This window comes from Mesorhizobium sp. M7A.F.Ca.CA.001.04.2.1 (assembly GCF_003998485.1).
Classification (GTDB): domain Bacteria; phylum Pseudomonadota; class Alphaproteobacteria; order Rhizobiales; family Rhizobiaceae; genus Mesorhizobium; species Mesorhizobium ciceri.
Genome location: NZ_RZQT01000026.1, coordinates 13,198 through 34,204, shown reverse-complemented (window position 1 = coordinate 34,204; position 21,007 = coordinate 13,198). Strand labels below are relative to the sequence as shown.

Annotated in this window: 17 protein-coding genes; 5 read left to right on the top strand and 12 right to left on the bottom strand. The window is 61.9% G+C overall.

Features of this window, described 5'->3' with window-relative positions; genetic code table 11:
- Positions 1 to 8: 8 nt before the first annotated feature.
- From EN955_RS11030 to EN955_RS11000, 7 genes are all read right to left on the bottom strand, one after another.
- Positions 9 to 803 carry a glucose 1-dehydrogenase gene (locus EN955_RS11030; protein ID WP_024505157.1) on the bottom strand — a complete coding sequence of 265 codons (795 nt, stop codon included), beginning with the start codon at positions 801 to 803 and terminating at the stop codon, positions 9 to 11.
- A gap of 43 nt (positions 804 to 846) precedes the next feature.
- Positions 847 to 1,767, bottom strand: a complete 921-nt coding sequence (locus EN955_RS11025) for an ABC transporter permease (RefSeq protein WP_050580522.1) — start codon at positions 1,765 to 1,767, stop codon at positions 847 to 849.
- A 116-nt stretch (positions 1,768 to 1,883) separates the two neighbouring features.
- Positions 1,884 to 3,485 (bottom strand): sugar ABC transporter ATP-binding protein, encoded by a 1,602-nt coding sequence (locus EN955_RS11020; protein WP_024505155.1) that lies wholly within the window; start codon positions 3,483 to 3,485, stop codon positions 1,884 to 1,886.
- Positions 3,486 to 3,500: 15 nt separating this feature from the next.
- Positions 3,501 to 4,820, bottom strand: coding sequence for a sugar ABC transporter substrate-binding protein (locus EN955_RS11015; protein ID WP_024505154.1), 1,320 nt, complete (start codon positions 4,818 to 4,820; stop codon positions 3,501 to 3,503).
- 394 nt (positions 4,821 to 5,214) lie between these two features.
- Positions 5,215 to 5,943 (bottom strand): ABC transporter ATP-binding protein, encoded by a 729-nt coding sequence (locus EN955_RS11010; RefSeq protein ID WP_024505153.1) that lies wholly within the window; start codon positions 5,941 to 5,943, stop codon positions 5,215 to 5,217.
- Complete coding sequence (locus tag EN955_RS11005) at positions 5,940 to 7,787, bottom strand: ATP-binding cassette domain-containing protein (protein WP_024505152.1); 1,848 nt, start codon at positions 7,785 to 7,787, stop codon at positions 5,940 to 5,942. Before EN955_RS11005 ends, EN955_RS11010 begins: the two co-directional genes overlap by 4 nt.
- A gap of 10 nt (positions 7,788 to 7,797) precedes the next feature.
- The gene (locus EN955_RS11000; RefSeq protein ID WP_024505151.1) at positions 7,798 to 8,697 is read right to left on the bottom strand and encodes a branched-chain amino acid ABC transporter permease; all 900 of its coding nucleotides are present in this window, start codon (positions 8,695 to 8,697) and stop codon (positions 7,798 to 7,800) included.
- Between the two features lie 552 nt (positions 8,698 to 9,249).
- Between EN955_RS11000 and EN955_RS10995 the strand changes: the two genes are divergently transcribed.
- Complete coding sequence (locus tag EN955_RS10995) at positions 9,250 to 10,416, top strand: ABC transporter substrate-binding protein (protein WP_024505150.1); 1,167 nt, start codon at positions 9,250 to 9,252, stop codon at positions 10,414 to 10,416.
- 81 nt (positions 10,417 to 10,497) lie between these two features.
- On the opposite strand, the gene EN955_RS10990 is transcribed toward EN955_RS10995, so the two are convergent.
- Both EN955_RS10990 and EN955_RS10985 read right to left on the bottom strand, forming a co-directional pair.
- A complete protein-coding gene (locus EN955_RS10990) occupies positions 10,498 to 11,370 on the bottom strand; it encodes an MBL fold metallo-hydrolase (RefSeq protein ID WP_024505149.1) in 873 nt (290 codons plus the stop codon).
- Between the two features lie 174 nt (positions 11,371 to 11,544).
- The gene (locus EN955_RS10985; protein ID WP_032899629.1) at positions 11,545 to 12,471 is read right to left on the bottom strand and encodes a LysR substrate-binding domain-containing protein; all 927 of its coding nucleotides are present in this window, start codon (positions 12,469 to 12,471) and stop codon (positions 11,545 to 11,547) included.
- A 215-nt stretch (positions 12,472 to 12,686) separates the two neighbouring features.
- On the opposite strand from EN955_RS10985, the gene EN955_RS10980 reads away from it, so the two are divergent.
- The 4 genes from EN955_RS10980 to EN955_RS10965 are packed head-to-tail and all read left to right on the top strand — an operon-like array spanning position 12,687 to position 16,201.
- Positions 12,687 to 13,580 carry an NAD(P)-dependent oxidoreductase gene (locus tag EN955_RS10980; protein WP_024505147.1) on the top strand — a complete coding sequence of 298 codons (894 nt, stop codon included), beginning with the start codon at positions 12,687 to 12,689 and terminating at the stop codon, positions 13,578 to 13,580.
- Between the two features lie 24 nt (positions 13,581 to 13,604).
- Positions 13,605 to 15,026, top strand: coding sequence for an MmgE/PrpD family protein (locus EN955_RS10975; protein WP_024505146.1), 1,422 nt, complete (start codon positions 13,605 to 13,607; stop codon positions 15,024 to 15,026).
- 26 nt (positions 15,027 to 15,052) lie between these two features.
- Positions 15,053 to 15,451, top strand: a complete 399-nt coding sequence (locus tag EN955_RS10970; RefSeq protein WP_024505145.1) for a carboxymuconolactone decarboxylase family protein — start codon at positions 15,053 to 15,055, stop codon at positions 15,449 to 15,451.
- Positions 15,452 to 15,460: 9 nt separating this feature from the next.
- A complete protein-coding gene (locus tag EN955_RS10965; protein ID WP_024505144.1) occupies positions 15,461 to 16,201 on the top strand; it encodes an SDR family oxidoreductase in 741 nt (246 codons plus the stop codon).
- Positions 16,202 to 16,271: 70 nt separating this feature from the next.
- On the opposite strand, the gene EN955_RS10960 is transcribed toward EN955_RS10965, so the two are convergent.
- The 3 genes from EN955_RS10960 to EN955_RS10950 are packed head-to-tail and all read right to left on the bottom strand — an operon-like array spanning position 16,272 to position 20,991.
- Positions 16,272 to 17,765 carry a sugar ABC transporter ATP-binding protein gene (locus EN955_RS10960; RefSeq protein WP_024505143.1) on the bottom strand — a complete coding sequence of 498 codons (1,494 nt, stop codon included), beginning with the start codon at positions 17,763 to 17,765 and terminating at the stop codon, positions 16,272 to 16,274.
- On the bottom strand, positions 17,762 to 18,874 hold the full coding sequence (locus EN955_RS10955) for a hypothetical protein (RefSeq protein ID WP_024505142.1): 1,113 nt from the start codon (positions 18,872 to 18,874) through the stop codon (positions 17,762 to 17,764). The genes EN955_RS10960 and EN955_RS10955 overlap by 4 nt, the downstream gene beginning before the upstream one ends.
- Positions 18,871 to 20,991 carry an SMP-30/gluconolactonase/LRE family protein gene (locus EN955_RS10950; protein WP_024505141.1) on the bottom strand — a complete coding sequence of 707 codons (2,121 nt, stop codon included), beginning with the start codon at positions 20,989 to 20,991 and terminating at the stop codon, positions 18,871 to 18,873. Before EN955_RS10950 ends, EN955_RS10955 begins: the two co-directional genes overlap by 4 nt.
- Positions 20,992 to 21,007 lie beyond the last annotated feature (16 nt).

Sequence of the window (21,007 nt, the reverse complement as noted above, 5' to 3'; positions counted from 1 at the left end):
GGTAGAGGCTAGGCGACGGTCTTATCGGCGCCGGCGACAAAGCCGCCACCGTCGATGATGACAGCCTGTCCGGTGATGAACGAGGCTTCGTCCGATGCCAGAAACAGCACCAGGCGGGCTATCTCCGACGGGTCGGCGATCCGCCCCATCGGCAAGGACGGCAGGACCGTGTCCCTTGCACTCTGCTCGCCGCCGAACATATTGGTGAGGAGCGGGGTCATGGTCGAGCCCGGTGCAATCGCGTTGATACGGATATTCGATCTTGCGACTTCGAGGGCGGCCGAATTCGTCAACCCGATCACGCCCCATTTGCTGGCGCAGTAGACGGCCGTGGTGGCGTAGCCCATCACGCCGAATAGCGACGAGGTGTTTACGATCGCGCCGCCGCCATTCGCCAGCATATGCGGGATCTGGTACTTCATGCCGAAGAAGATGCCGCGCAGATTGACCTCGGTGATCAGGTCGAAGTCGGCCTGGTCGAGTTCATGGATCGGCGCCGTCCTGCCGGGAACCCCTGCATTGTTGAAGGCGACGTCGATGCGCCCGAAGCGCTCGTAGGCAGTTTCGTGAAACTTGCGGACAGCGTCCTCGCTGCGGACGTCGACCTCGGCGAATTCGATGGCGATGCCGGGATGACGCTTGCCGACCTCTTCGATCAGGCTGCGGCCTTCAGCGGCGCCAAGGCCGGCCACGTAAAGATTGGCGCCGGCCTCCGCAAAGGCCAGGGCCGTCGCACGTCCTATTCCGGTCGTACCGCCGATGACAAGCACCGACCGTCCGGAGAAGTCATACTTCGCTCGCATTATTGCCTCCTAAGCAACTGAAAGATCGTCTCATGTCTATCGGTCATTTAACCGACAAGAGCCGCTTGCGGTCCATGTTGACGGCAACGGCCGCGATGACGCCGGCGCCAAGAACAACGTTCTGCAGGAAGGGGTTCACATTGGCGAGATTCATGCCGTTCTGCAGGATCGTTATGATGAGAACGCCAAGAATCGTCCGGTGCGGTCCGCCGACACCCCCGGTGAGCGGCGTACCGCCCATGACAACAGCGGCTATCGCCGGCAGCAGCATCGGGTCGCCCATCGTCGGGTCGCTGCCGCCGATCCGCAGCATAAGGAATATCCCGGCCACACCGGACAGGAAGCCGGAGACCAGAAAGGCGTAGAGCTTATAGCGCGCCACCGGCACGCCGCAGAGTTTGGCCACGGTCTCGCCGCCGCCGATCGCATAGATGAACCGGCCGAAACGGGTCCGTCTGGCGACGAAAGTGGCTGCAAGCGCGATACCGATCGCCCACAGCGCGACCGTGGGCACGCCCAGCAGACTGCCGTTGAAGATCGATCCGATTACCAGGTCCGTCGGAAGGTTGATCGCCGCGCCCTGCGTGACATAGAGCGTCATGCCGTTGATCGCGTAGAGCATGCCAAGAGTGGTCAGAAACGACGGAAGCCTGGCGTAGGCGAAAAGCACGCCGGCGATAGCGCTGACGAGCATGGTGATGAAGGGCACCAGAATGACGGCCCATTCGCCGTGATCGCGGATCAGCATCGCTGCGCTCATTCCGGCCAGTGACACCATCGAGCCCACGGCGAGGTCGATGCTGCCCATCAGGATGATGAAGGTGCCGCCAACGCTGAGCACGATAAGAACGGCCGCCTGCTGCAGGATGTTGATGGCATTGCCGATGGTAAGGAAGCGGCCGTTCAACGCCGTAAACACGATGATCATCGCGATCAGCGCCAGCCACGGACTGATGGCTGCCACGGAGATTTGCGGCCGCCAGGATTGTTGCCGAAGGCTGGAATGGCCGGTGGGCCGCGCCGCGGCGGATGGGTCCTGCGTTGTAGGTTGAATTGTCCTGCTCCCTGATTGCCCGCGACCTAGACCATGTCCGCGACGAGTTCGACCTCGCCGGGCTTACCGTTCGGCGGCGCCGGCACCTCGCGCACCAGGGTGCCGCCGCGCATGACGAGAATGCGGTTGCTGAGCCCGATCAACTCGAGCAGGTCGTCACTGACCAGAAGGATGCCCACGCCCTCGGCGGCGATGCGCCGGAGGACGCCGTAGATCTCTTCCTTCGCCCCGGCATCGACACCGTTGGTCGGGTTGTCGAGGATGAGAACCTTGGTCTGACGGAGCAGCCAGCGTGCGAGCAGAACCTTCTGCTGGTTGCCGCCGCTCAGGGTCGACATCTGCGCGTCGATCCCGGCCGTCTTGATGCCCAGTGTCGCGACGAATTCGACCGCGTCGCGCCTCTCGCCCGCCAGGTTGAGCCAATAGGGCTCGCCGTGGCGGGTCAGCCGGGCAAGGCTCATATTCGAGGCTACGGAAAGCGGCGGTATCACGCCGTCCCGGCGATCGGGCGGCAGATAGCCGATGCCCAAGTCACTCATCACCCGGATTGAGAGGTTCTTCGGAACGATCGTGCCGCCGACCCTGATGGTTCCAGTGGCCCCGGACAAAGCGCCCGCAAGCACCCCACCAAGATCGGATTTGCCCGAGCCGAGCAGACCGGCCACACCCAGGATCTCCCCGCCACGAAGATTGAACGCCACATCGGCGAAAGACCCGGTCCGGGACAGGCCGCCCACCTCAAGCACCACCTCGCTCTGCGGCTCCTGCTGCTTGTGCTCGCAATAGAAGAATTCATCGCGCGTGCGTCCGACCATCAATTCGTGCAGCCGGTTCTCGGCCAAGCCGGTTGCCGGCAGTTCGGCAACCATGGCGCCATCCTTCAGCACATAGAGGCGGTCGCTGATCTCGATGACTTCGGACAGGCGATGCGAAACATAGATGATCGCCGCGCGCTCTCGCGTCGCCTGGATGAGCCGCATCAGGAATTCGACCTCGTCACCGGTCAGCGCCGCCGTCGGCTCGTCCAGCAGCATCACCGGCGATTCAATTCCCGCCAGTTTCGCCAGCGCAAACGACTTGATGATTTCAATGACCTGCCGGGTGGAAAGATCGTAGGTTTCGACCTTCCGCGACGCATCGATGCGTTCATGACCGAACTCAGCAAGGAGGTCGGTGACATGCCGCAGCATCGCCCGATTGTCGATCACGCCGAAGCGGGAAAACGCCGCCTCGTGTGCCAGCAGCATATTCTCGTAGACCGACAGGGTCGGGATCAGGGCGAGATCCTGATAGATGTGGAAAATGCCTTCCCGGTTGGCATCGGCATAGTTGCGGAGCGAGACATCGCGGCCGCTCACGAACAAGGCGCCAGAGTCGGGCCGGAGGTTGCCGCTGATCGTCTTCAGCAGCGTCGATTTGCCCGCGCCGTTCTCGCCGACGAGGCCGATGACCTCGCCCTTGCGCAGCGTCAGGCTCACACCGGAAAGCGCTCGGACGCCGCCGAAGCTTTTGCCGATGTTCCGTATTTCCAGGAGCGGCGGCGATGCGTTTCCAATGCGCTCGCTCGCAGCCGTGCGGCCGGCACCAAGTGTGCCGGGCCGTTCAGTCGCTGACGAAGAACCTGCCATGGCCGCCGAGCGCGTCTAGTTCGGCCCGATGACGATCGGACCCTTGTTGGAAGTCAGCTCGCGCACCGGTGAAAACGGATCCGACGAGAAGCGATCGGCATAGAGCTTGGCGACGCGTTCAAACTCGCCCTTGTCCTTGGCCTGCGCATATTCCTTCGGCAATTGATAGCCGGCCGGCTTCTCGCCCCGCCATGTCCAATGATCCTCGGGCACCAACGGAATGAGCAGGTTCTGCGGATTCCAATCGTCCGGATGCAGGACCTTCGACATTTTCAGGAAGTCATAGGGTGAAGCCGATCCCGAATTCAGTTCCTTGTACTTCTTTGCAGCCTCGGGCGTATCAAGTATGTAGCCGCCGAAAATCATCATCCGTTCGGGTAGCGAGGGACGCCATCCGTTGACATAGTCGAACACGGCCACCGTCGAATAGGCGCCCAGCCAGGCCGGACCATAGGCATAAGTGTTGAAGGCGCGTCCGTTGGCGATCATGTCGATCATATCGGGAATTGCGTCGCAGCCGCTGACCAGCGCCTTGATGCCACGCTGCTCCAGGGCGTTGACGACGGCGACCGCGGAGTCGTCGTTGGAGACGATCACGGCGTCGATGTCGGGATGCGCAGTCAGGATATCGGCGATTGCCGGCGCGGTCGTGGTGCGGCTCCAACCGCCGGGGCGACGGGCGACGAGTTCGATGCCCGGATAGTCCTTCAGCGCGAGGTCGAAGCCATGACCGCGCTCGGTCTCGACCGGATTTCCGAGGATACCCTCGATATAGACAACCTTGCCCTTGCCGCCCAGCTTCTCGAACACCTGTGCCGACCGTGCCCGGGTGGCTGTGACATTCGCGGGAGCATGGAACGCGACATAATAATCGCCACTGTCGACCGGCGTATTCCAAACCGCCTTTGTGTGATTGTTGACGGTCGGGATGCGCAACCGGTTGACCAGCCGCAGCAGATCGATCTCCGACCCCTCGGTCGCGGCCACCATTGTGATGCCGTCTATGCCGAGGTTCGGGGCGTTCTCCACATGGCTCTTCTGGACGTTGACGTCGCCATTGTTCAACTCACGCGATTCCGCGATGTTGAGCACCGCGGCGGCCTGCCCGGCACCACTGTCCATCTGATTGAAGTAATCGTTGTTCAGCGTGTAGAACGAATCCATGAAGTTCAGGCGCTTCTTCAGTATGCCTGCGGAGTCTGCGGCATAAGCCGACCTCCCCATCAACGGAACCGCCAACCCGGCGGCGGCGAGCAACTTGAAAAATTCCCGCCGCGAGCGGCCTCCCTCCATTTTGCTCGCAAGCAATTCCGCGAGCGCCACATCATTGCGCATGAAAAACCTCCCCAGGCCGTTTGGAATTCTTTTGCCATCCGATTGGCGTGCTAGCCGCCAATCGAAGGCAAACTAGGCCGGTTCAGGAACCTTTGCAAGGAACAATGTTAGCGGTAGCAGACTCGTTCCATTATCGCTATCGCGCACAATTTTTCCAAATAATCGTTGAATATCAGATCATTACGCGAAATTTTTGCCCCTTACGGCAGAGCCGTTGAAGCTGCCGACTTAAGAGAAATAAGCAGTATTGAGATACCGGTAACAGCAAACGCGCATCTAGGCGAGTTCCCCTGGTCCATGGCACAGGCGCCCCCCTGGCAGAACCGAGCGTCAATCGGAAGGCTCGGCCACGACCGCGTTTGTCATTGCTTCGAAGGGCTATGCGTGCCTGCCGCTAGCCAAGATATCTGCTGAGTATCGACATGCCGCCCGAGCGAACCGTTTCGGGGGTCATTTCCTCGACGATCTCGCCATGCGCCATGACATAGAGCCGGTCGCAGACCCGGGTTGCGACATCGATGCGTTGTTCGACGAGCAGCAGCGATGCACCACGCTTGCGCAGTTCCAGCATCGCCTTGACCACGATGTCGACGGCGACCGGCGACAGCGCAACGGAGGGTTCGTCGAGCAGCATGATCTCGGGATCGCTCATCAGCATGCGGCCGATGGCAACCATCTGTTGTTCTCCACCGCTTAGGAACGACGAAAGCCGATGGCGGTAGTTCCTGAGCACCGGGAAAAGGTCGTAGACCGAGCTCAGCAGCCTCTCGACCCTGGGCCGATCGTGCCGCAAATGCAGCGCGCCCAACAGCAAATTGTCTTCCACCGACTGGTCGAGAAACAGGCGCCGTCCCTCCGGCGCGATGGCGGCGAGGCCTCGCGCTATGCGATGAGTAGGCAGGTCGGAGACATCGGTCGAGCCAATGCGGATCAGGCCGCGGCGCTGCTTGACCAGGCCCATGATCGCGCGCAGCACCGTGGTCTTGCCGGCGCCGTTGGGGCCAAGCAGTGCCACCGCTTCACCCTTGCCAACCGAGAGCCCGATGTCGCGCACGACGTCGAAGCGACCATAGCCAGCGCTCAGCGAGCTGATCTCCAGTACGGGGGACGATTGTTCGTTCATTCGCCGAGATAAACCTGTCTGACCATGGGGTCGGCACGCACCTCGTCGGCCGACCCGGTTAGGATCACTTCGCCGGCGTTGAGCACGGTGACGCGATCGCACAGCGGAAACAGAAAGCGCGTCTGATGCTCGATGATAATCATCGTGACGCCCTGGCTCTTGAGATTGGCGAGGATCGTGGCCAGATGTTTCACCTCCTTCGCCGAGAGGCCGGTCGCCGGCTCGTCGAGAACGATGACATCAGGCCCCGCCACGCAGACCGACGCGAGCTGGGTGAGCTGTTCGATGCCGTGCGGAACACCTCCGACCTGCCGGGACGTCCATTCGCCGGCCCCGACAAGGGCAAGGGTTTCGGCGGAGCGACGATGCATTGCCGCCATATCGCGGCCGCCGGACGCAAGCATCGGCCAGAACGCGGCACGGCCCATGATGCGCGGCACCCGATCGAACAGGCCGACCATGACGTTCTGCGTCGGTGTCAGTTCCTTGACCAGTTGCGCGGCCTGGAAAGTTCGCCGGAGCCCGAGTTTCGAGCGGCTGCTCGCGGGCATGCCGTCGACCCGTGTCCCCTTGACCAGAACCTGGCCGGCATGAGGCGTGAGACGGCCGGAAATGACGTTGGCGAGCGTGCTCTTTCCGGAGCCGTTCGGACCTATGAGGCCGTGAATGTGGCCGCGCTGAACCGCGAGATCGACATTGCGCAGCACCTTCGGCCCAAGTCCATAACCGAATTCAATGCCGCGGCATTCGACGATGATCTCGGGCGGTGTGGTCGGGAGCGCGGTGGCGGGAAGGATTGCCGCAGCGGGGGGCGGTTCGTCGACGGCAACAATCCCGCTCGCCGGTGCAGAACCTCCAACGAGAGGCGCCAACAGGCGCTTGGCCACTCCAACGACGCCATCCGGCAAGAGAGTGATGGCAAGGATGGAGAGTGCGCCGTAGACGATCTCCTGCAGCCATGGATTGATGTTGACGACATTCGGGAACATCGAGACGAACATAGCGCCGATCACAGGGCCGACCGTGGTGTTGATGCCGCCGATAAGCACCATCACCAGCACGTTGAGCGACACTGACCAGTCGAACTGGCCCGGAGATACGACACCAAGAAAGGAAAAGAGCCAACCCGCTCCTCCAGCCATCGCGGCCGAGACGCCGAAGACGCCGACCTTGATCGCGGCTGTCCGCGCGCCTGCGGCCTCGGCAAACGGCTCGGCATCGCGGATCGAGAGCAGGACCGGATAGAACGGCGAATGCCTGACGTTCCAGACCAGCGCGAGACTGAGGAAGAGCCCTGCCATGGTGCACCAGACCAGCGGCGCGCCGAGCCATTGCAAGCCGCCTGGGAAATCCGGAAAGGCCGGGCCAAGCAGGCCCTGGAGGCCGCCCGTGACATTGACCATATCGGTCGCGAGGACGGTCAGCACCAGCGTGAAGATGAAGGTGGTGATGGCGAAGTAGAGGCCGCTGACACGCAACGACATGGCGCCTACCGCCACACCGACGAGGCCGGTCGCGGCAAGGACGAGGACAAGCAGTGCGAAGACATTCCAGCCATAGTCGTTGGCGAGAATTGTCGTCGCATAGGCGCCGATCCCGAAAAACCCACCCTGACCAAGAGAATAGAGGCCCAGCATGCCCGCTACGAGGTCCAGGCTGATGGCGAGGATGCCGAAGACGGCGGCCACCAACACGAGGTTCTGAAGGCCGAGATCGGATTGCGCCACATAGGCCGTCGCCGCCAGGTAAGCGAGGCCGACGGCAAGAAGCCCCACGGTGCGCCAGCTGCCGGCTTGTGATCCCGGGATGGCCGCCGATGCCTGGCGATCGCTCGTCAAATTCATACCCCGACCCTCAGCGGCTCGCCGCCGCCGGACGGCGCGGACGGAAGAGCGGATTGCTGGCGCTGAACAGCCCCTTGGGCGAGACGATCAGGATGACGACAAGCACGATGAAAGGAAACCAGTCCGAAGCCTGAGAGTTGATGAGCCCGTTGGCGCCTTCGGCGCAGATGCCCAGCACCAGCCCGCCGAGCATGGCAGCGATCGGCCGCTCGGTGCCGCCGCCGATCATCATGGCTATGAAGCCATAGGTGCCGAACGTGTCGCCCAGATAAGGATTGGCGAAGGTCGTCGGCCCGATGAGCAACCCGGCAATGCCGGCAAAGGCGGCGGAGACGGCGAAAGCGACGATGGCGACTACCGTGGTGTTGGCGCCGATGGCGGATGCCATTTCCGGATCCGCCGCCGTCGCCATGCCGAGCTTGCCGAACAGCGTGTATCGCCGCACGATTTCAAAGCCGGCGGCAAGAATGGCGGCCGTGACGATCGCGAGAAGCTGCTGGCCAGTGAGCACGGCACTGCCGATCGGTACGCTGATGTTGTTGAGGATTGGCGGGAAGGCCTGCGACGTCGGACCCCAGATGTAGGCAGCCGCGTTCTCGACGATCACCGCGAAGCCCAGCGTCGATACCAGCCAGCCGAAGCTGAAGCGGTTCGACAGCAGGATTGGCCGCACCGCGATCAGATAGGACAGAATGCCAATGATACACGATGAGACCAGACCGGCAGCCGCGGCCAGCCAGACAGGATAACCGGACGATACCAACTCGGCGGTGATCATCACCGTCACCATCATCAGCTGGCCCTGGGCGAAATTGATGATGCGGGTGACATAGAACGAAATCGCCAATGCCATGCCGATGAGACCGTAGATCGATCCTATGGCAATGCCACTCAGCAAGAATTGCAGCACCGTTGGCTCCCCCCATCATCCGGACGTCACCGGCTTTTTGCCGCTTCAACAGCTCCGCGGAAGTCGCATGGGCCGAGCTTTCCTGTCGCAACGTCCGGATTTGGCATGTTGCGCCGATACTGAACAACTAGTCGAAAAAGCCCACGCGGAAATAGCTTATGCCGGTGACATAACAGCTATGAGGAACGCGACGAACGGTGCGCCCGACCCGATCGATGGCGTAAGCCGTAAGCTCTGATAGGAAACGTATGACTGAGTTATGAATCAATCGCATGCGGGACGATAAATCGTTTAATACCAATGACATAATCTAATGAAGGAGCGCGCTAATATGAGCTTCGACCGCCGAGATCGCGCCGATGGAATTCCTTCCGGAGGCTGGATTTTGGGAGAGGTCTCAACCCGTCTCGAGTACCTTGCCCCGCGTTGACAAGATGGGGGTCGTGGGTGGCAAAATTCCGGGCGAAGACACGCGCGTCCCGATGAGGCGCAGGGCAAAACGGGCGATCGGATTGTCGGAGACAGGCCCGCCGATCGCAGGGAGGGAACAACATGAATAAGCTCGCGACGACGTCTACCTTGCTGCTGGCCGCAACGATCTTATGCGGTGGCACCATCCAGACGAATGCTGCCGACGACTATCTTGTCGGCCTGATCGCCGGCACCACCGGTGCCTACGGTTCGACAGGCGTTGCCACGGTCAACGGCTCGCAGATGGCGGTCGATGAGGTCAACGCCGCCGGCGGCGTCGACGGCCACATGTTCAAGCTCGACGCGCACAACGACAACGCCTCGGCAACACTGTCGGGCCAGCTCTACCAAAAGCTGATGTCGGCCGGCGCCATCGTCATCGCGGGTTCGCCCGATACCGGTCCGGTGACCGCGCAGCTTGCCGAGCGTCACAAGTTCCCGACCATCGGCGTCGTCGACGATGGCGGACTGACCGTCAACCCGAAGGGGCCGACGAGCCCGCCCAATCCATGGGTGTTCGACTTCGGTCTCAACACCTTCGCCTGGGGCGAGAAGATCGGCGAGCATGCCCTGAAGCATTGCCCCGACGGGCTTGCCGTGCTGCACGATCCCTCGACCTACGGACAGGGCGGACTCTTCGGCATCCAGCTGGCCTATGACAAGGCCGGCAAGAAGATTGCGATGGATCACACCATCACAGAAAACTGGTCGACAGGAGCCACCGCCGGCCTGATGCCCGAAGTCAACGCCATCAAGGCGGCAGGGATCAAATGCGTGGATGTATGGCTGACGCCGCAGGACCAGGCCGCCTTCATGCAGGACCTTCATTCGATAGGCTACGAAGCGATCGTCTACGGCAATGACGAGACGAATGCCGACGACACCTTCTCAAGCCTTGCTGGCGACCTGTCCGACGGCATGATCACCGCCATGCTGACCACGGAACTGCACCCGAGCCCGGAACTCCTGGCGTTCCGCGACACCTATAAGAAGAAATTCAGCGTCGATGCCACACCCTTCTCGGCAGGCGCCTACGACAGCATCAAAATGCTGGCGCAGGTGATCAAGGATGTGAAGTCGACGAAGCCGGGGGACCTGCAAAAAGGCTTCAACGCCGTGAAGGACTTCAAGGGCATGACAGGCAATATCGGCTTCTCGGAGACAAGCCACATCACCATCACCGCGGCTCAGGTCACGCTCGTCAAGCATGACGCCAAGAGCAAGACCTGGGTTGAAGTCACCGACTGATCGGACTGTCGCACCTCCCAAGCGCGAACAGAAACGGGCCGGCTCCCCCTGGAGCCGGCCCTTGGCATTTTCATGAACCGCCTAGAGCTGGACCCGCCAGGCTTCGGGTACAAGCCGAAAGCCGTCATCCGCCTTCACCAGATGGGCAAAGCCCGGCAGATGCAGGTGGCCGCCAGTGACGAGCAGGCGCTCGCTTGCAACATGGTTGAAAATCTTGCGGCGGTTTTCAGCTGCCAGCGCCTCATCGACATCGAACTCGCTGGTAATCTGAGGCAGGGGAATCTGGAGTTCCGGCACGTGCACCGTGTCGCCCCACATCACCAGCGTCTCGCCGGCCGAATCGAGTTGATAACCACTGTGGCCCGGGGTGTGGCCGGGAAGCGGCAACTGGGTGATGCCCGGCATCACTTCGCCTCCGTCCACCGGGCGAAAACGCCCGCGATGGCTTGAAAGCAAGGCGTCGGCGGAACCTGTGTAAGGTACCGCAGCCGCCGAGCGACCGCGTCGTTCGGTATCGGACCAGAAGTCGAAGTCATCCTTGTGAACGATGATGTCGGCGCGTGGGAAGAGTGGCTTGCCGGCTTCGTCCATCAGCCCGCTCGAGTGATCGGGGTGGATGTGGGTCAGAAGAACCGTGTCGAAGTCCGAGAGCTTGAAGCCCGCCGCGGACAGGTTGTGCGGTAGTTGCCCCATCGAATACACCGTTGTCGACCCGCCGCCGGCGTCGACGAGCATCGTGTTCCTGTCAGTCTCGATGACAAACGCATTGACGGTGAGGCGGGGACCGCCCTCGTGGAAATGCTCCCGCATCAATGCTTCCATGTCGCCACGTTCCGTCCCACGCAGAATGGCCATCGGGATATCGAGGAAGCCATCATTGATCACGGTGACCATGGCATCGCCGACCTTGCGTCTGTAGACGCCGGGGGTCTGCTTTCGCGGCTCATCGGTCATTTTTGGCCTCCTCCACCAGACGACGTACGCACGCAGGTCCTCCCTCGCGTGTCGTCACAATGTGACGCTCACGCACGGCCAAGTGAAGTGAACTCAATGCTCAGCTTTGCGATAGCAGATATATCGCTTCCGGCATGAATGGCACCGATGACCAGGAGAGAGCCGATCCGTTGCTTACGGCTTCGGCTCCCAGATTCCCATTTTGCGCAAAGCGCGCACTTCGTCCCGTATCATGGTCGTCAATGCCCGGATAACGGTGGTGGTTGGCCGCTGACTTGATGTTGCGAGCAGCAGTTCCCTTTCTATCGATGGATTCTGGATCCGCCAGTAACTGATCTTGCCTTGCGCAACCAGGTCGTGGCAGCTCGAATAGGACAAGATCGTATAGCCCATTCCGGCCTCCACGAGGCGCAGTGTCGAAGGCATCGCCTCGACCTCGACTTCGATCCTGGGCTCGATGCCGACCGCGCCGAAGATGTGGTCGAGCAACACCCGCAGTCCATGCGGACGGGCGGGAAGGATCATCGGTATCTTCGAAACCACCGCGGCGTCGACGGGCGAGGAACCGAGATTGCAGGGATCGTTCTTGGCGCCGAGGAGGAATAGCTCATCGCGCAGGATCGGCTCCGCGAGCAAGTTGTTCATGCGTGGCGCATTGTAGAGCACCGCCACGTCGATCTTGCCCATGACAAGCCATTCGAGGAGATGGCCACTGAACCCCTCGACCACCCGCATGCTCACCTGCGGGAACTGCTCGTGAAAATGCTGGACGAGCGGCGCGGTCAGGACAACTCCCACGGATGGCGGCATTCCAAGCACGATCGCGCCGCGCGGGTTCGACCGCATTGCTCCGAGTTCGCTCGTCGCACGCGAGGCCTGCTCGAGGATTGCGGACGCATAGTTCTGCAGAAGCTTGCCCGCCTCGGTCAGGACAATGCCACGACCGTTGCGGTAAAGAAGCGCGATACCGACGCTCTCTTCCAGGGATTTGATTTGCCTGCTGAGAACCGGCTGGCTGACCGATAGCGCGACGGCGGCCCGCGAAAAGCTCCCGAATTCCGCAACTGCTATGAACAGCTGGAGCTGCCTTAGATCGAACATGGGCTTGCCTCGTTGCAAAATGCGGAAGATCGGATTTCCGTTGTCATGCAACGAATTGAGGAGTTTGGGATACATCGAAAGCGTTGACAAGCGTTCGGCGGGCCCTTGGCAAAGCTGTTATGCGCGTGGCGAGCATTATCGCAAGGGCAGGAACTGGCCTACTCTGAGCCAATCCGAAGGCTGGCCAAATCCAATATAGTTAGAGAGGAAAAGTCGTGCAGCGTCAAACGCTTGGGTTCATCGGCCTCGGCCGCATGGGTGCGCCAATGGTGCGCCGACTGACCGAAGCCGGTCACCACGTGGTCGTCCACGACACGCGGCCGGACGCTGCGAGGGAGCTGCCCGCGGAACACACGACATTTGCCGCATCCCCCAAGGCCGTCGGTGACGAGGCCGGTATCGTGTTCTGCAGCCTGCCGACGCCTCCCATCGTCAAGGAGGTTGTGTTGGGCGCGAACGGAATCGCGGCCGGCTCGAAGGTCAAGACCATTGTCGACGTGTCCACCACAGGACCGACCATGGCAAAGATCATCTCGGAGTCCTTGGCGGCCAAAAGTATCGCATGGGTGGACGCACCGATATCGGGTGGGATCGCCGGCGCGAGCAACGGCACGCTCGCCGTTATGGTTTCTTGCCCCAAGCAGACCTATGAGGAAGTCGAACCGGTGCTGGCCAATTTTGGCCGCAGGTTTTATTGCGGAGAAACGCCCGGAAGCGCTCAGGTTGCCAAGCTTGGAAACAACATGATCGCCGCCGGCGTCATCCTTCTGTCGGCGGAGGCTCTCGCAATGGGCGTCAAGGCCGGCCTGGATCCCACGGTGATGTGCGACATCATCAATGCTTCGAGCGGGCGAAACAGCGCAACGCAGGACAAATTTCCTCGTGCCGTGTTGCCAGGAACCTTCGATTTCGGTTTCTCCACGGCTCTGTCGTACAAAGACGTGCGTATGTGCGTCGATGAGAGCGAGAACTTGGGCGTTCCCATGGTTGGTGGTTCTCTGGTGCGCCAGATGCTCGCCGCCACCAACGCCCGCTTTGGACCGGAATCGGATTTCACGTCGATGGTGCGCATCATCGAGGAATGGGCCGGCGTGGAGATCCGCGCCTAGGGCCCGCGTTGTGGAGAGCAGCACATGACGACGCGCTCACTGGAACTGGCAACTGCATTGGCCAACCTTGCCGCGCCAGTTTTTGGTCCGGCAACCATCAGCAAGGCCAAGCTGTGCCTGCTGGATTTTCTTGGCTGTGCGTTCGAGGCTTCGGAACTGGAGCCAAGCCGACAGGCGGTCGCTGCGATGCCGGCAGCGCCTGGCGGCCACATGATTGGCGAGAGCGCGACGGCGACCCCGGCGGACGCAGCATTCGTGAATGCGGTGAAAGGCCATGGCCTCGTCAGGGAAGACATGCACGCAGCATCGGTTTGCCATCACGGCGTGGTTGTCTGGCCGCTGCTTCTGGCCCTGACTGAAACGGATATCGTTTCCGGCATTGAACTGCTCCGGTCGGCGGTAGTCGCCTATGAGGTCGGCGGACGTCTCGGAAGGATGCTGATCGATCCGACGGTGTCCTCACTTTTCCGCCCGACTGGACTGGTCGGCCCAATCGGATCGGCATGCGGTGGCGCCTGGATGCTGAAGCTCGACCAACAGCAGATGGCGGCAACGATTGCCTTGGCTGCGAACACAGCGTCCGGGCTTAACCAGTGGCCGCACAGCGGCGGCTCGGACATGTTCTTCCATCCCGGCTTTGCGGCCCGAAACGCCTGGATGGCGGTTCGGCTGGCCGAAGCAGGGGCGTTTGGAAGTCCTGACATATTTGAAGGACGTTCGGGATACTTTGCCGCGCTCGCGAGGCGGCCAATGCCTGGCCGGATCGAACTCTTTCCCGATGGGGAGGCGGATATCCTCAACGTCTATCACAAGGCGGCGCCGGCCTGCAATTTTGCCCAGACGGCCTGCCAGACCGCATTGAAGCTCGTCGAGATGATCGGCCCCGATGCCGCACCGGTCGCGCGCATCCGCATCAGCGTTCCCACCGCCGCCGCCGCGTATCCAGGGTGCGACCGGACCGGACCGTTCGACAGAGCGCTTCAAGCGAAGATGAGCATTCCATTCGGCGTGGGAGCCGTGTTTGCGCACGGCCGGCTGTCGGAGGATATCTACAGCGATCTCGCCGACCCCGAGACGGTACGCCTGATCGGGGTGAGCGAACTGGTTGCCAGCCCGGATCTAACCGCGCTCTTCCCTAGCCAGCAGGGCGCGGCGATCGATGTGGTGCTCGGCGATGGCCGCAAACTGTCGATGGGCCTGCCCGACGTCGTGCCCGCTACCGAGGCACAGGTGCGCGAGCGCTTCCGCCTGGCGGCGGCGAACATCCTCGGCGCTGCCGAAGCCGATGCCATCGAGGAATTCGTCGACAGGCTGGACACCAAGAAAGATGCCGGTCGGCTGCTGCCGCTTTGCGCGGCAAAGCGAGTAGCCGGAAGACAAAGCAACGCGAACGCGAGCACAAGGCCTGGCGAAGGTAAGCGTCTGCCGTCGAGGCAGAGTTTATAGACATCCCCAAAACAGGAGCAGTTCATATGTCTAAGGAAGTCCTCGAACGCGGTTTGGCGATCCGCAAGGAAGTGCTGGGCAAGGAGTTCGTCGAGAAGTCGTTTGCCGCGGCGGACGACTTCAACCGTCCCATGCAGGAGCTCGTGACCGAGTATTGCTGGGGTGCAGTCTGGGGTCGCGAGGAACTGCCACGCAAGACGCGCTCGATGCTGAACCTTGCCATGCTCAGTTGCCTCAACAGGCCGCACGAGCTCAAGATGCACACCAAAGGCGCCCTGCGGAATGGCGTCAGCCGCGAAGAGATCCGCGAAGTCCTCTTGCAGGTGGCGATCTATGCCGGAGTGCCCGCCGGGGTGGACTCGTTCCGCATCGCGCGCGAGGCCTTCGCCGAGTTCGATGCTGAAGAAGCGTCTGCGCAGCGCTGAAGTCCGAGCATGAACGACGACCGGCAAAGGATCGCTTTCATCACCGGTGCCGCGAGCGGCATCGGACGAGCGGTTTGCCTGAGCCTTCATGGCAAGGGCTGCCGCATCGTGCTGGCGGATCGCGAGGAAGACAGCCTCGCCGTGTTGGCTGGCGAGCTTGGCGCCGGCGTCTTCCCGCTCCACCTCGACATCACCGACGGCAATGCAGTAGCCACCTGCCTCGAGCGCTTGCCGCCGGAATTCCGCGACATCGACATACTGGTCAACAATGCCGGTCATGACATCGGCGGGCGTACCCGCTTCGACATCGGCTCGGCCGACGATTGGGCGGCGATCATCGAGACCAACCTCATCGGCCTGATGCGCGTGACGCGGGCGATCCTGCCGGGAATGGTCGAGCGCGGTCGTGGCGACATCGTCAACATGAGCTCCATCAGCGCCATCCGCATGGTGCCGGACCAGGCGCCCTACTCCGCCAGCAAGGCCGGCGTGCATATGCTAAGCGACATCATTCGCGGCGAATTGGCAGAGACCGCCATCCGCGTGATCGAGATCTTGCCGGGGCTCACCCGCACCAACATCGTCGCGTCCCGCCTTCGCGGCGACGAGGAGGCGGCCCAGGAATATTTCGAGCGGTTCGGAATGGCGCTCGACCCCGAAGACATCGCCCGGTGTGTCTTATTCGCATTGGATCAGCCTCCTCACGTCCAGATCGCGCAGATGTTCGTCGTTCCCACCAACAGGTGGTAAAAACGCCGAGCATCAGCATTAAAGCGTGCGCGCATCTTTCCTTGCCAACCCGCGGCAAGCCATGGCGAACTCAGTGGACGGCCGCATACATGATCCGGCTTTCGGTTGCCTCGTCGATGTCCATCTCCTCGACGATCCGCCCCTGCCTCGCCACAAGGATCCGGTCTGACAGCGTCTTGATCTCGGGCAGGTAGGACGAAATCACCACCACGGCCATGCCGCTGTCGGCAAGCTCGTTGATGAAGTTGTGAATCTCGACGATGGTTCCGACGTCGACCCCGCGTGTCGGCTCATCGAGGATCACCAGCTTGGGCTTCTGGATCAGCGCCTTGGCCAGAACCACCTTCTGCTGATTGCCGCCGGAGAGTTCGATGACGCGGGCATCGGCATCGATCGCCTTGACGCCGAGCCGCTTCGTCCACTCGACAGCCAGTTCCCGGCCCTGCCGCGGAACGACCGGCGTCAGAAGGTTGTTGCCTTTGGCAAGGTGTCCGAGCTGGATGTTGCCGGCGATCGTCATGGTTTCGAAGAAACCCTCGATCTTGCGGTCCTCGGTGACATATACGATGCCGTCACGCACCGCCGGCCGCGGCGTCCGGTAGCGGACGGGCCTGCCTTCGAAGCGCACCGTGCCGCCGTGGAAATAGTCGCGCTTCAGCACCCCGGCGACAATCTTCATCGTTTCCGTGCGTCCAGCACCGACAAGTCCGAACAAGCCTGTCACCTGGCCGGCGAACACGGAAAACGACGTGTTGCGCACCGTATTGCCCATCGACAGATTTTCGACGCTGAGGATCTTTCTGCCCATCGGCCGCGCCACGCGTGCCTGACCGGAATAGAGTTCGCCGGACAGGCTGCGGCCGACCATTGCCTGCACGATCCGCTCGCGATCGAACTTGCTCGTCTCATCGGTCACGACCACCTTGGCGTCGCGCATCACCGTGATGCGGTCCGCCAGGTGCAATGCCTCCTCCAGCGCATGGCTGATGAAGATGATCGCGATGCCCTCTTCCTTCAGGCGGCGGGCAAGATTGAAGAAATGGAACTTTTCCTCGGGGGTCAGCGTGGCGGTCGGCTCGTCGAAGATGATGAGCCGCGCATTGTGGTGAACGGCGCGTGCGATCTCGACCAATTGCTTCTTGCCGGCTCCCAGGAAAGACACCTGGGCGGTGGGATCGACGTAGAAGTTGAGCGACAGCAGATAGCGCTGTGCCTGAATGTTCAACCCGCGCAGCCGGTTGAACAGCTTCTCGTCGCCAAGGTAGATATTCTGCGCCACCGACATCGATGGCACCAGATTGGTCTCCTGGAAGACCATCGCTATTCCGCGGTTCAGCGCGTCGGACGGCGAATTCAGCGTCACCGACTGGCCGTCCAGCAGCATCTCGCCGGAGCTCGGCTGATAGACGCCGGCCAGCACTTTCATCAGCGTCGATTTTCCCGCACCGTTCTCGCCCAGAATGGCGTGTATCTCGCCCGGCCGGATTTCGAAATCGACGTTCGAGATCGCCTGGACGCCACGGAAATCCTTGGAAACGCCGCGCAGTTGGACGAGCGGTGTCATGCCATGTGCCCCGCCAGTTCTTGGATCGCCACGATCTTTCCCGATCCCCTTGCACCAACGAGGAGCTGGTCACCGACTTCGCACAGTGAGGTCACGCCGTGCACATCGCCATCGGCGCGGCTTTGATAATTTCGCACCATGGCCATCTCCTTGTCACAGCGCACGACGAGGCCCGTCGACCAGGTCGGCGACCAAGGCTTCAGCATGTTGAGCTTCTTGCGCGCACCGCCCTGTATGGGTTCGAGGAAGCTCCTTCCGGTGGCAAGCGCGGGCGCGATCCAATAGTCCGGGTCGATTGTTTCGATCATGCGCGCGCGATACTCGTCCTCCTTCAGGACGAATTCGACAAGCGGGTTGCGCGGCGCGAACATGGCCAGCCAGAAGCCGCCTTCCGATGCTGGCGCGATGCGCCCGGGATAAGCGGGCAGCGAGCCCAGCGCGATCTGTTGGCGTGAACCGTCGACACCCATCGAAAGGACACGGTGGCGCCATGCCTCCGAGACGAAGACGCGGTCGTTCGACACGATGATCCCGGATGGAAACGCGAGCCCCGAGGCGATCGAAACGGCGGTGCGTGTGCCGATGTCGATACGCCAGATCGATCCCGCCGCCGTCTTGGTCATCAGATCGCGCTTCCAGCCATGCGCCGGATTGCGGTCGGACCCGACCGCGACGAGCAAGGTGGAGCGATCGGCGAAAGCCATCGCGGTGACGCAATGCGCATTGAGTGTCTCGATTGCGATCAACTCCGAGGATGCACCGTCGGGGCTCTCGATGCGGATACCCTCGCCTTCGACGGCGACAGCCAGCAGGTCCGCGCCCGCCGCCATGCTGGTCACCGGTTTGTCCATGCTTCTGGATCGGCTGATGGAAAGCGCGTACCCGCTATCGCCGGCCGTCGGCGCCAGCGTATGGATCTCCCGACCGACCGAACAGACGATCCGTTGCCCGCAGACCACGAGGTTGTCGACATCGGCAAGATCCAGCAGCACCGGAGCCGCGTCGAGCTTCGAATTCGGCCGCAGCGGGCCGTCCATCGGCGGCACCGTACTGCCAGTCAGATCGAAGCCACGGAAGTTCGCCCACGCCTGCTTGATGGCGCCGATCATTTACGCGGGCCCCAATAGGCATCCTGCGCGCACCAGTTGGGGTCGGCATCGGGCAGCTTGTAGCGGCCGATCCGGTTGTTCGAAACGCCGCCCAGATACAGCCATCCCCTGTGCTCGCGCATCGAGGTGATCATCGGGTGGTTGCGGCCCCCGAGATCCCACAGATTGTCGAGGATCTCTCCCTTCTCGTTGAACTTCACCACGCAGCCGGTGTTGATGTTCGGATACAGCCACTGATCAGGCGCGACGCGGCGGGCCATGCGCTTGCGGAAGCCGGGCATGCGCATGGCAAGATCGAGCGCCGGCCCGCGCATGCCGAGCAGCGCCAGCCAATAATTGCCGTCCGAGGACCGGTTGATGTTGTCGGGGTAGCCGGGCAGGCTGGAGATGACGCGCTCGGTCTTGCCCTTCTTGGGTCCGTCGAACCAATATCTGCTGATGGAACAGGTCCAGCTCTCCGCGAACATGAAGGACTGTCCGTCGGGACACATGGTGACGCCGTTGGCGAAGACCAGCTTTGGAATCTCGGTGTGGGTCTTGCCCGTCTTCGGATCGTAGCAGATCATGCGCCCGCTCGCCCGGCTTTCCAGTGCGTCGGTTGCCCAGTCCTCCTGCTCGTAACGGATCGTTGCCTCGCTGAAATAGATGCGCCCGTCGGGTGCGACGTCGACGTCATCGGCCAGGCGAAGACGTGAATCGTCCACCACGGACGTCCAACTCCTGTTCGTCTCGTCGGTGAGTTTGGTGACGGTCCTGTCGGGGGCAACCTGGAACAGACCCATGCCGCCGATGCAGACGAGCAGGTTTCCGCTGCGATCGAATGCCATTCCGAGGGGATGGCCGCCGATATGCGCGAACACTTCGGAACGTTTGTGGTCGGGACCGAAGAAACGGACAATATCGCCATGCCGGGTGCCGCAATAGAGATTGTCGTCGCAGTCGAGGATGACGTCTTCAGGGCCCTCGATCTGCCCAAGCCCGATGATCTCAACGGAACGCAAACGATCGTTCAGCACATAGGGCGACCCGGGTGCGTCGACCTTCGGAGCCGGCGGCAGGGAAAGGTAGGCGGGCGAGACATAGACCTTGGCGAGAATGCGGTGGCGGTGCTTCTGCCAGCGCATGTCGACGAAGACGGCCGTGAGCAGGATCACCCCCAGGATGGTCGAGGTGATCGGGCCGCTGATGCCGAGGTTGATCAGGCCGTTGGTGAGCATCAGCACCAGCAGGCTGCCGATGATCGCCTTTGCCACCGAACCCCGGCCGCCGCCGATCGCCGTGCCGCCGAGGACGGCCGCGGTGAGCGCCTGCACTTCGAGCCCGACGCCGGTGTCTGATCCGGTGCTGCCCAGCCTGGCCGCGAACAGGAAGCCGGCCAGCGCGCACATGGTGCCGGAGGCGACATAGGTGAGGAACACCATGAAGCGCACGTCGATGCCGGCGTTGAAGGCAGAACGTCGCGCCCCACCCACAGCGGTAAGCCGCCAGCCAGGACGCATCCGCGACAGAACGAGATGCCAGGCAAGGGCAATAACCAGCGTGATCACCAGCGAGGTCGGGACACCGAACACCGTGCCTTCGCCGATGAACAGCCAGAGGTCGGACATGGAGAAGCCCGACATCATGGACGTCGACATCTTCACGAAGACGATCTCATAGATCGAGCGGAAGATGATCAGGCTGACCAATGTGGTCAGGAAGGCGCGCAGCCGCAGATAGCCGACAAGCAGCCCGTTGATGGCGCCGCAGCAAATGCCCATGACCAGGATGCCGGCCAGCACGACCGGTATTGGCAACTCGTAGACGTTTACCCCGATCAGCGAGAACAGGACGGCCAGCGAGAAAACGGAAGCGACCGAAAGGTCGATGCCGCCTGAAATCATCACGACTGTCAGGGCCAGAACCACGAGCCCGAATTCGGCGAACTGCCGGGCGAGGTCGGAAAGGCTCGACAGGGACAGAAAGTCGGGAATGATCGAGCCCAGTATCACGATCGTGAGCACTAGGGCGGAAAACGGGATCGCATTGTCGACCCAGCGTTTCGACAGGATCTCCCCGATCAGGTGATCGGGGAGATAGCGCGAACGCAGATAGGCAATTGTGTCGCTGCTGGCCATGATGATCTTTGATGTC

Excerpts from the sequence above, each read along its gene's own strand:
- EN955_RS10985 (WP_032899629.1), bottom strand. The coding sequence starts at position 12,471 with ATGTTCGATCTAAGGCAGCTCCAGCTGTTCATAGCAGTTGCGGAATTC.
- EN955_RS11015 (WP_024505154.1), bottom strand. The coding sequence starts at position 4,820 with ATGCGCAATGATGTGGCGCTCGCGGAATTGCTTGCGAGCAAAATGGAG.
- EN955_RS10970 (WP_024505145.1), top strand. The coding sequence starts at position 15,053 with ATGTCTAAGGAAGTCCTCGAACGCGGTTTGGCGATCCGCAAGGAAGTG.
- EN955_RS10995 (WP_024505150.1), top strand. The coding sequence starts at position 9,250 with ATGAATAAGCTCGCGACGACGTCTACCTTGCTGCTGGCCGCAACGATC.
- EN955_RS10955 (WP_024505142.1), bottom strand. The coding sequence starts at position 18,874 with ATGATCGGCGCCATCAAGCAGGCGTGGGCGAACTTCCGTGGCTTCGAT.
- EN955_RS10990 (WP_024505149.1), bottom strand. The coding sequence starts at position 11,370 with ATGACCGATGAGCCGCGAAAGCAGACCCCCGGCGTCTACAGACGCAAG.
- EN955_RS10975 (WP_024505146.1), top strand. The coding sequence starts at position 13,605 with ATGACGACGCGCTCACTGGAACTGGCAACTGCATTGGCCAACCTTGCC.
- EN955_RS10960 (WP_024505143.1), bottom strand. The coding sequence starts at position 17,765 with ATGACACCGCTCGTCCAACTGCGCGGCGTTTCCAAGGATTTCCGTGGC.
- EN955_RS11030 (WP_024505157.1), bottom strand. The coding sequence starts at position 803 with ATGCGAGCGAAGTATGACTTCTCCGGACGGTCGGTGCTTGTCATCGGC.
- EN955_RS11010 (WP_024505153.1), bottom strand. The coding sequence starts at position 5,943 with ATGAACGAACAATCGTCCCCCGTACTGGAGATCAGCTCGCTGAGCGCT.
- EN955_RS10950 (WP_024505141.1), bottom strand. The coding sequence starts at position 20,991 with ATGGCCAGCAGCGACACAATTGCCTATCTGCGTTCGCGCTATCTCCCC.
- EN955_RS10965 (WP_024505144.1), top strand. The coding sequence starts at position 15,461 with ATGAACGACGACCGGCAAAGGATCGCTTTCATCACCGGTGCCGCGAGC.
- EN955_RS11005 (WP_024505152.1), bottom strand. The coding sequence starts at position 7,787 with ATGAATTTGACGAGCGATCGCCAGGCATCGGCGGCCATCCCGGGATCA.
- EN955_RS11020 (WP_024505155.1), bottom strand. The coding sequence starts at position 3,485 with ATGGCAGGTTCTTCGTCAGCGACTGAACGGCCCGGCACACTTGGTGCC.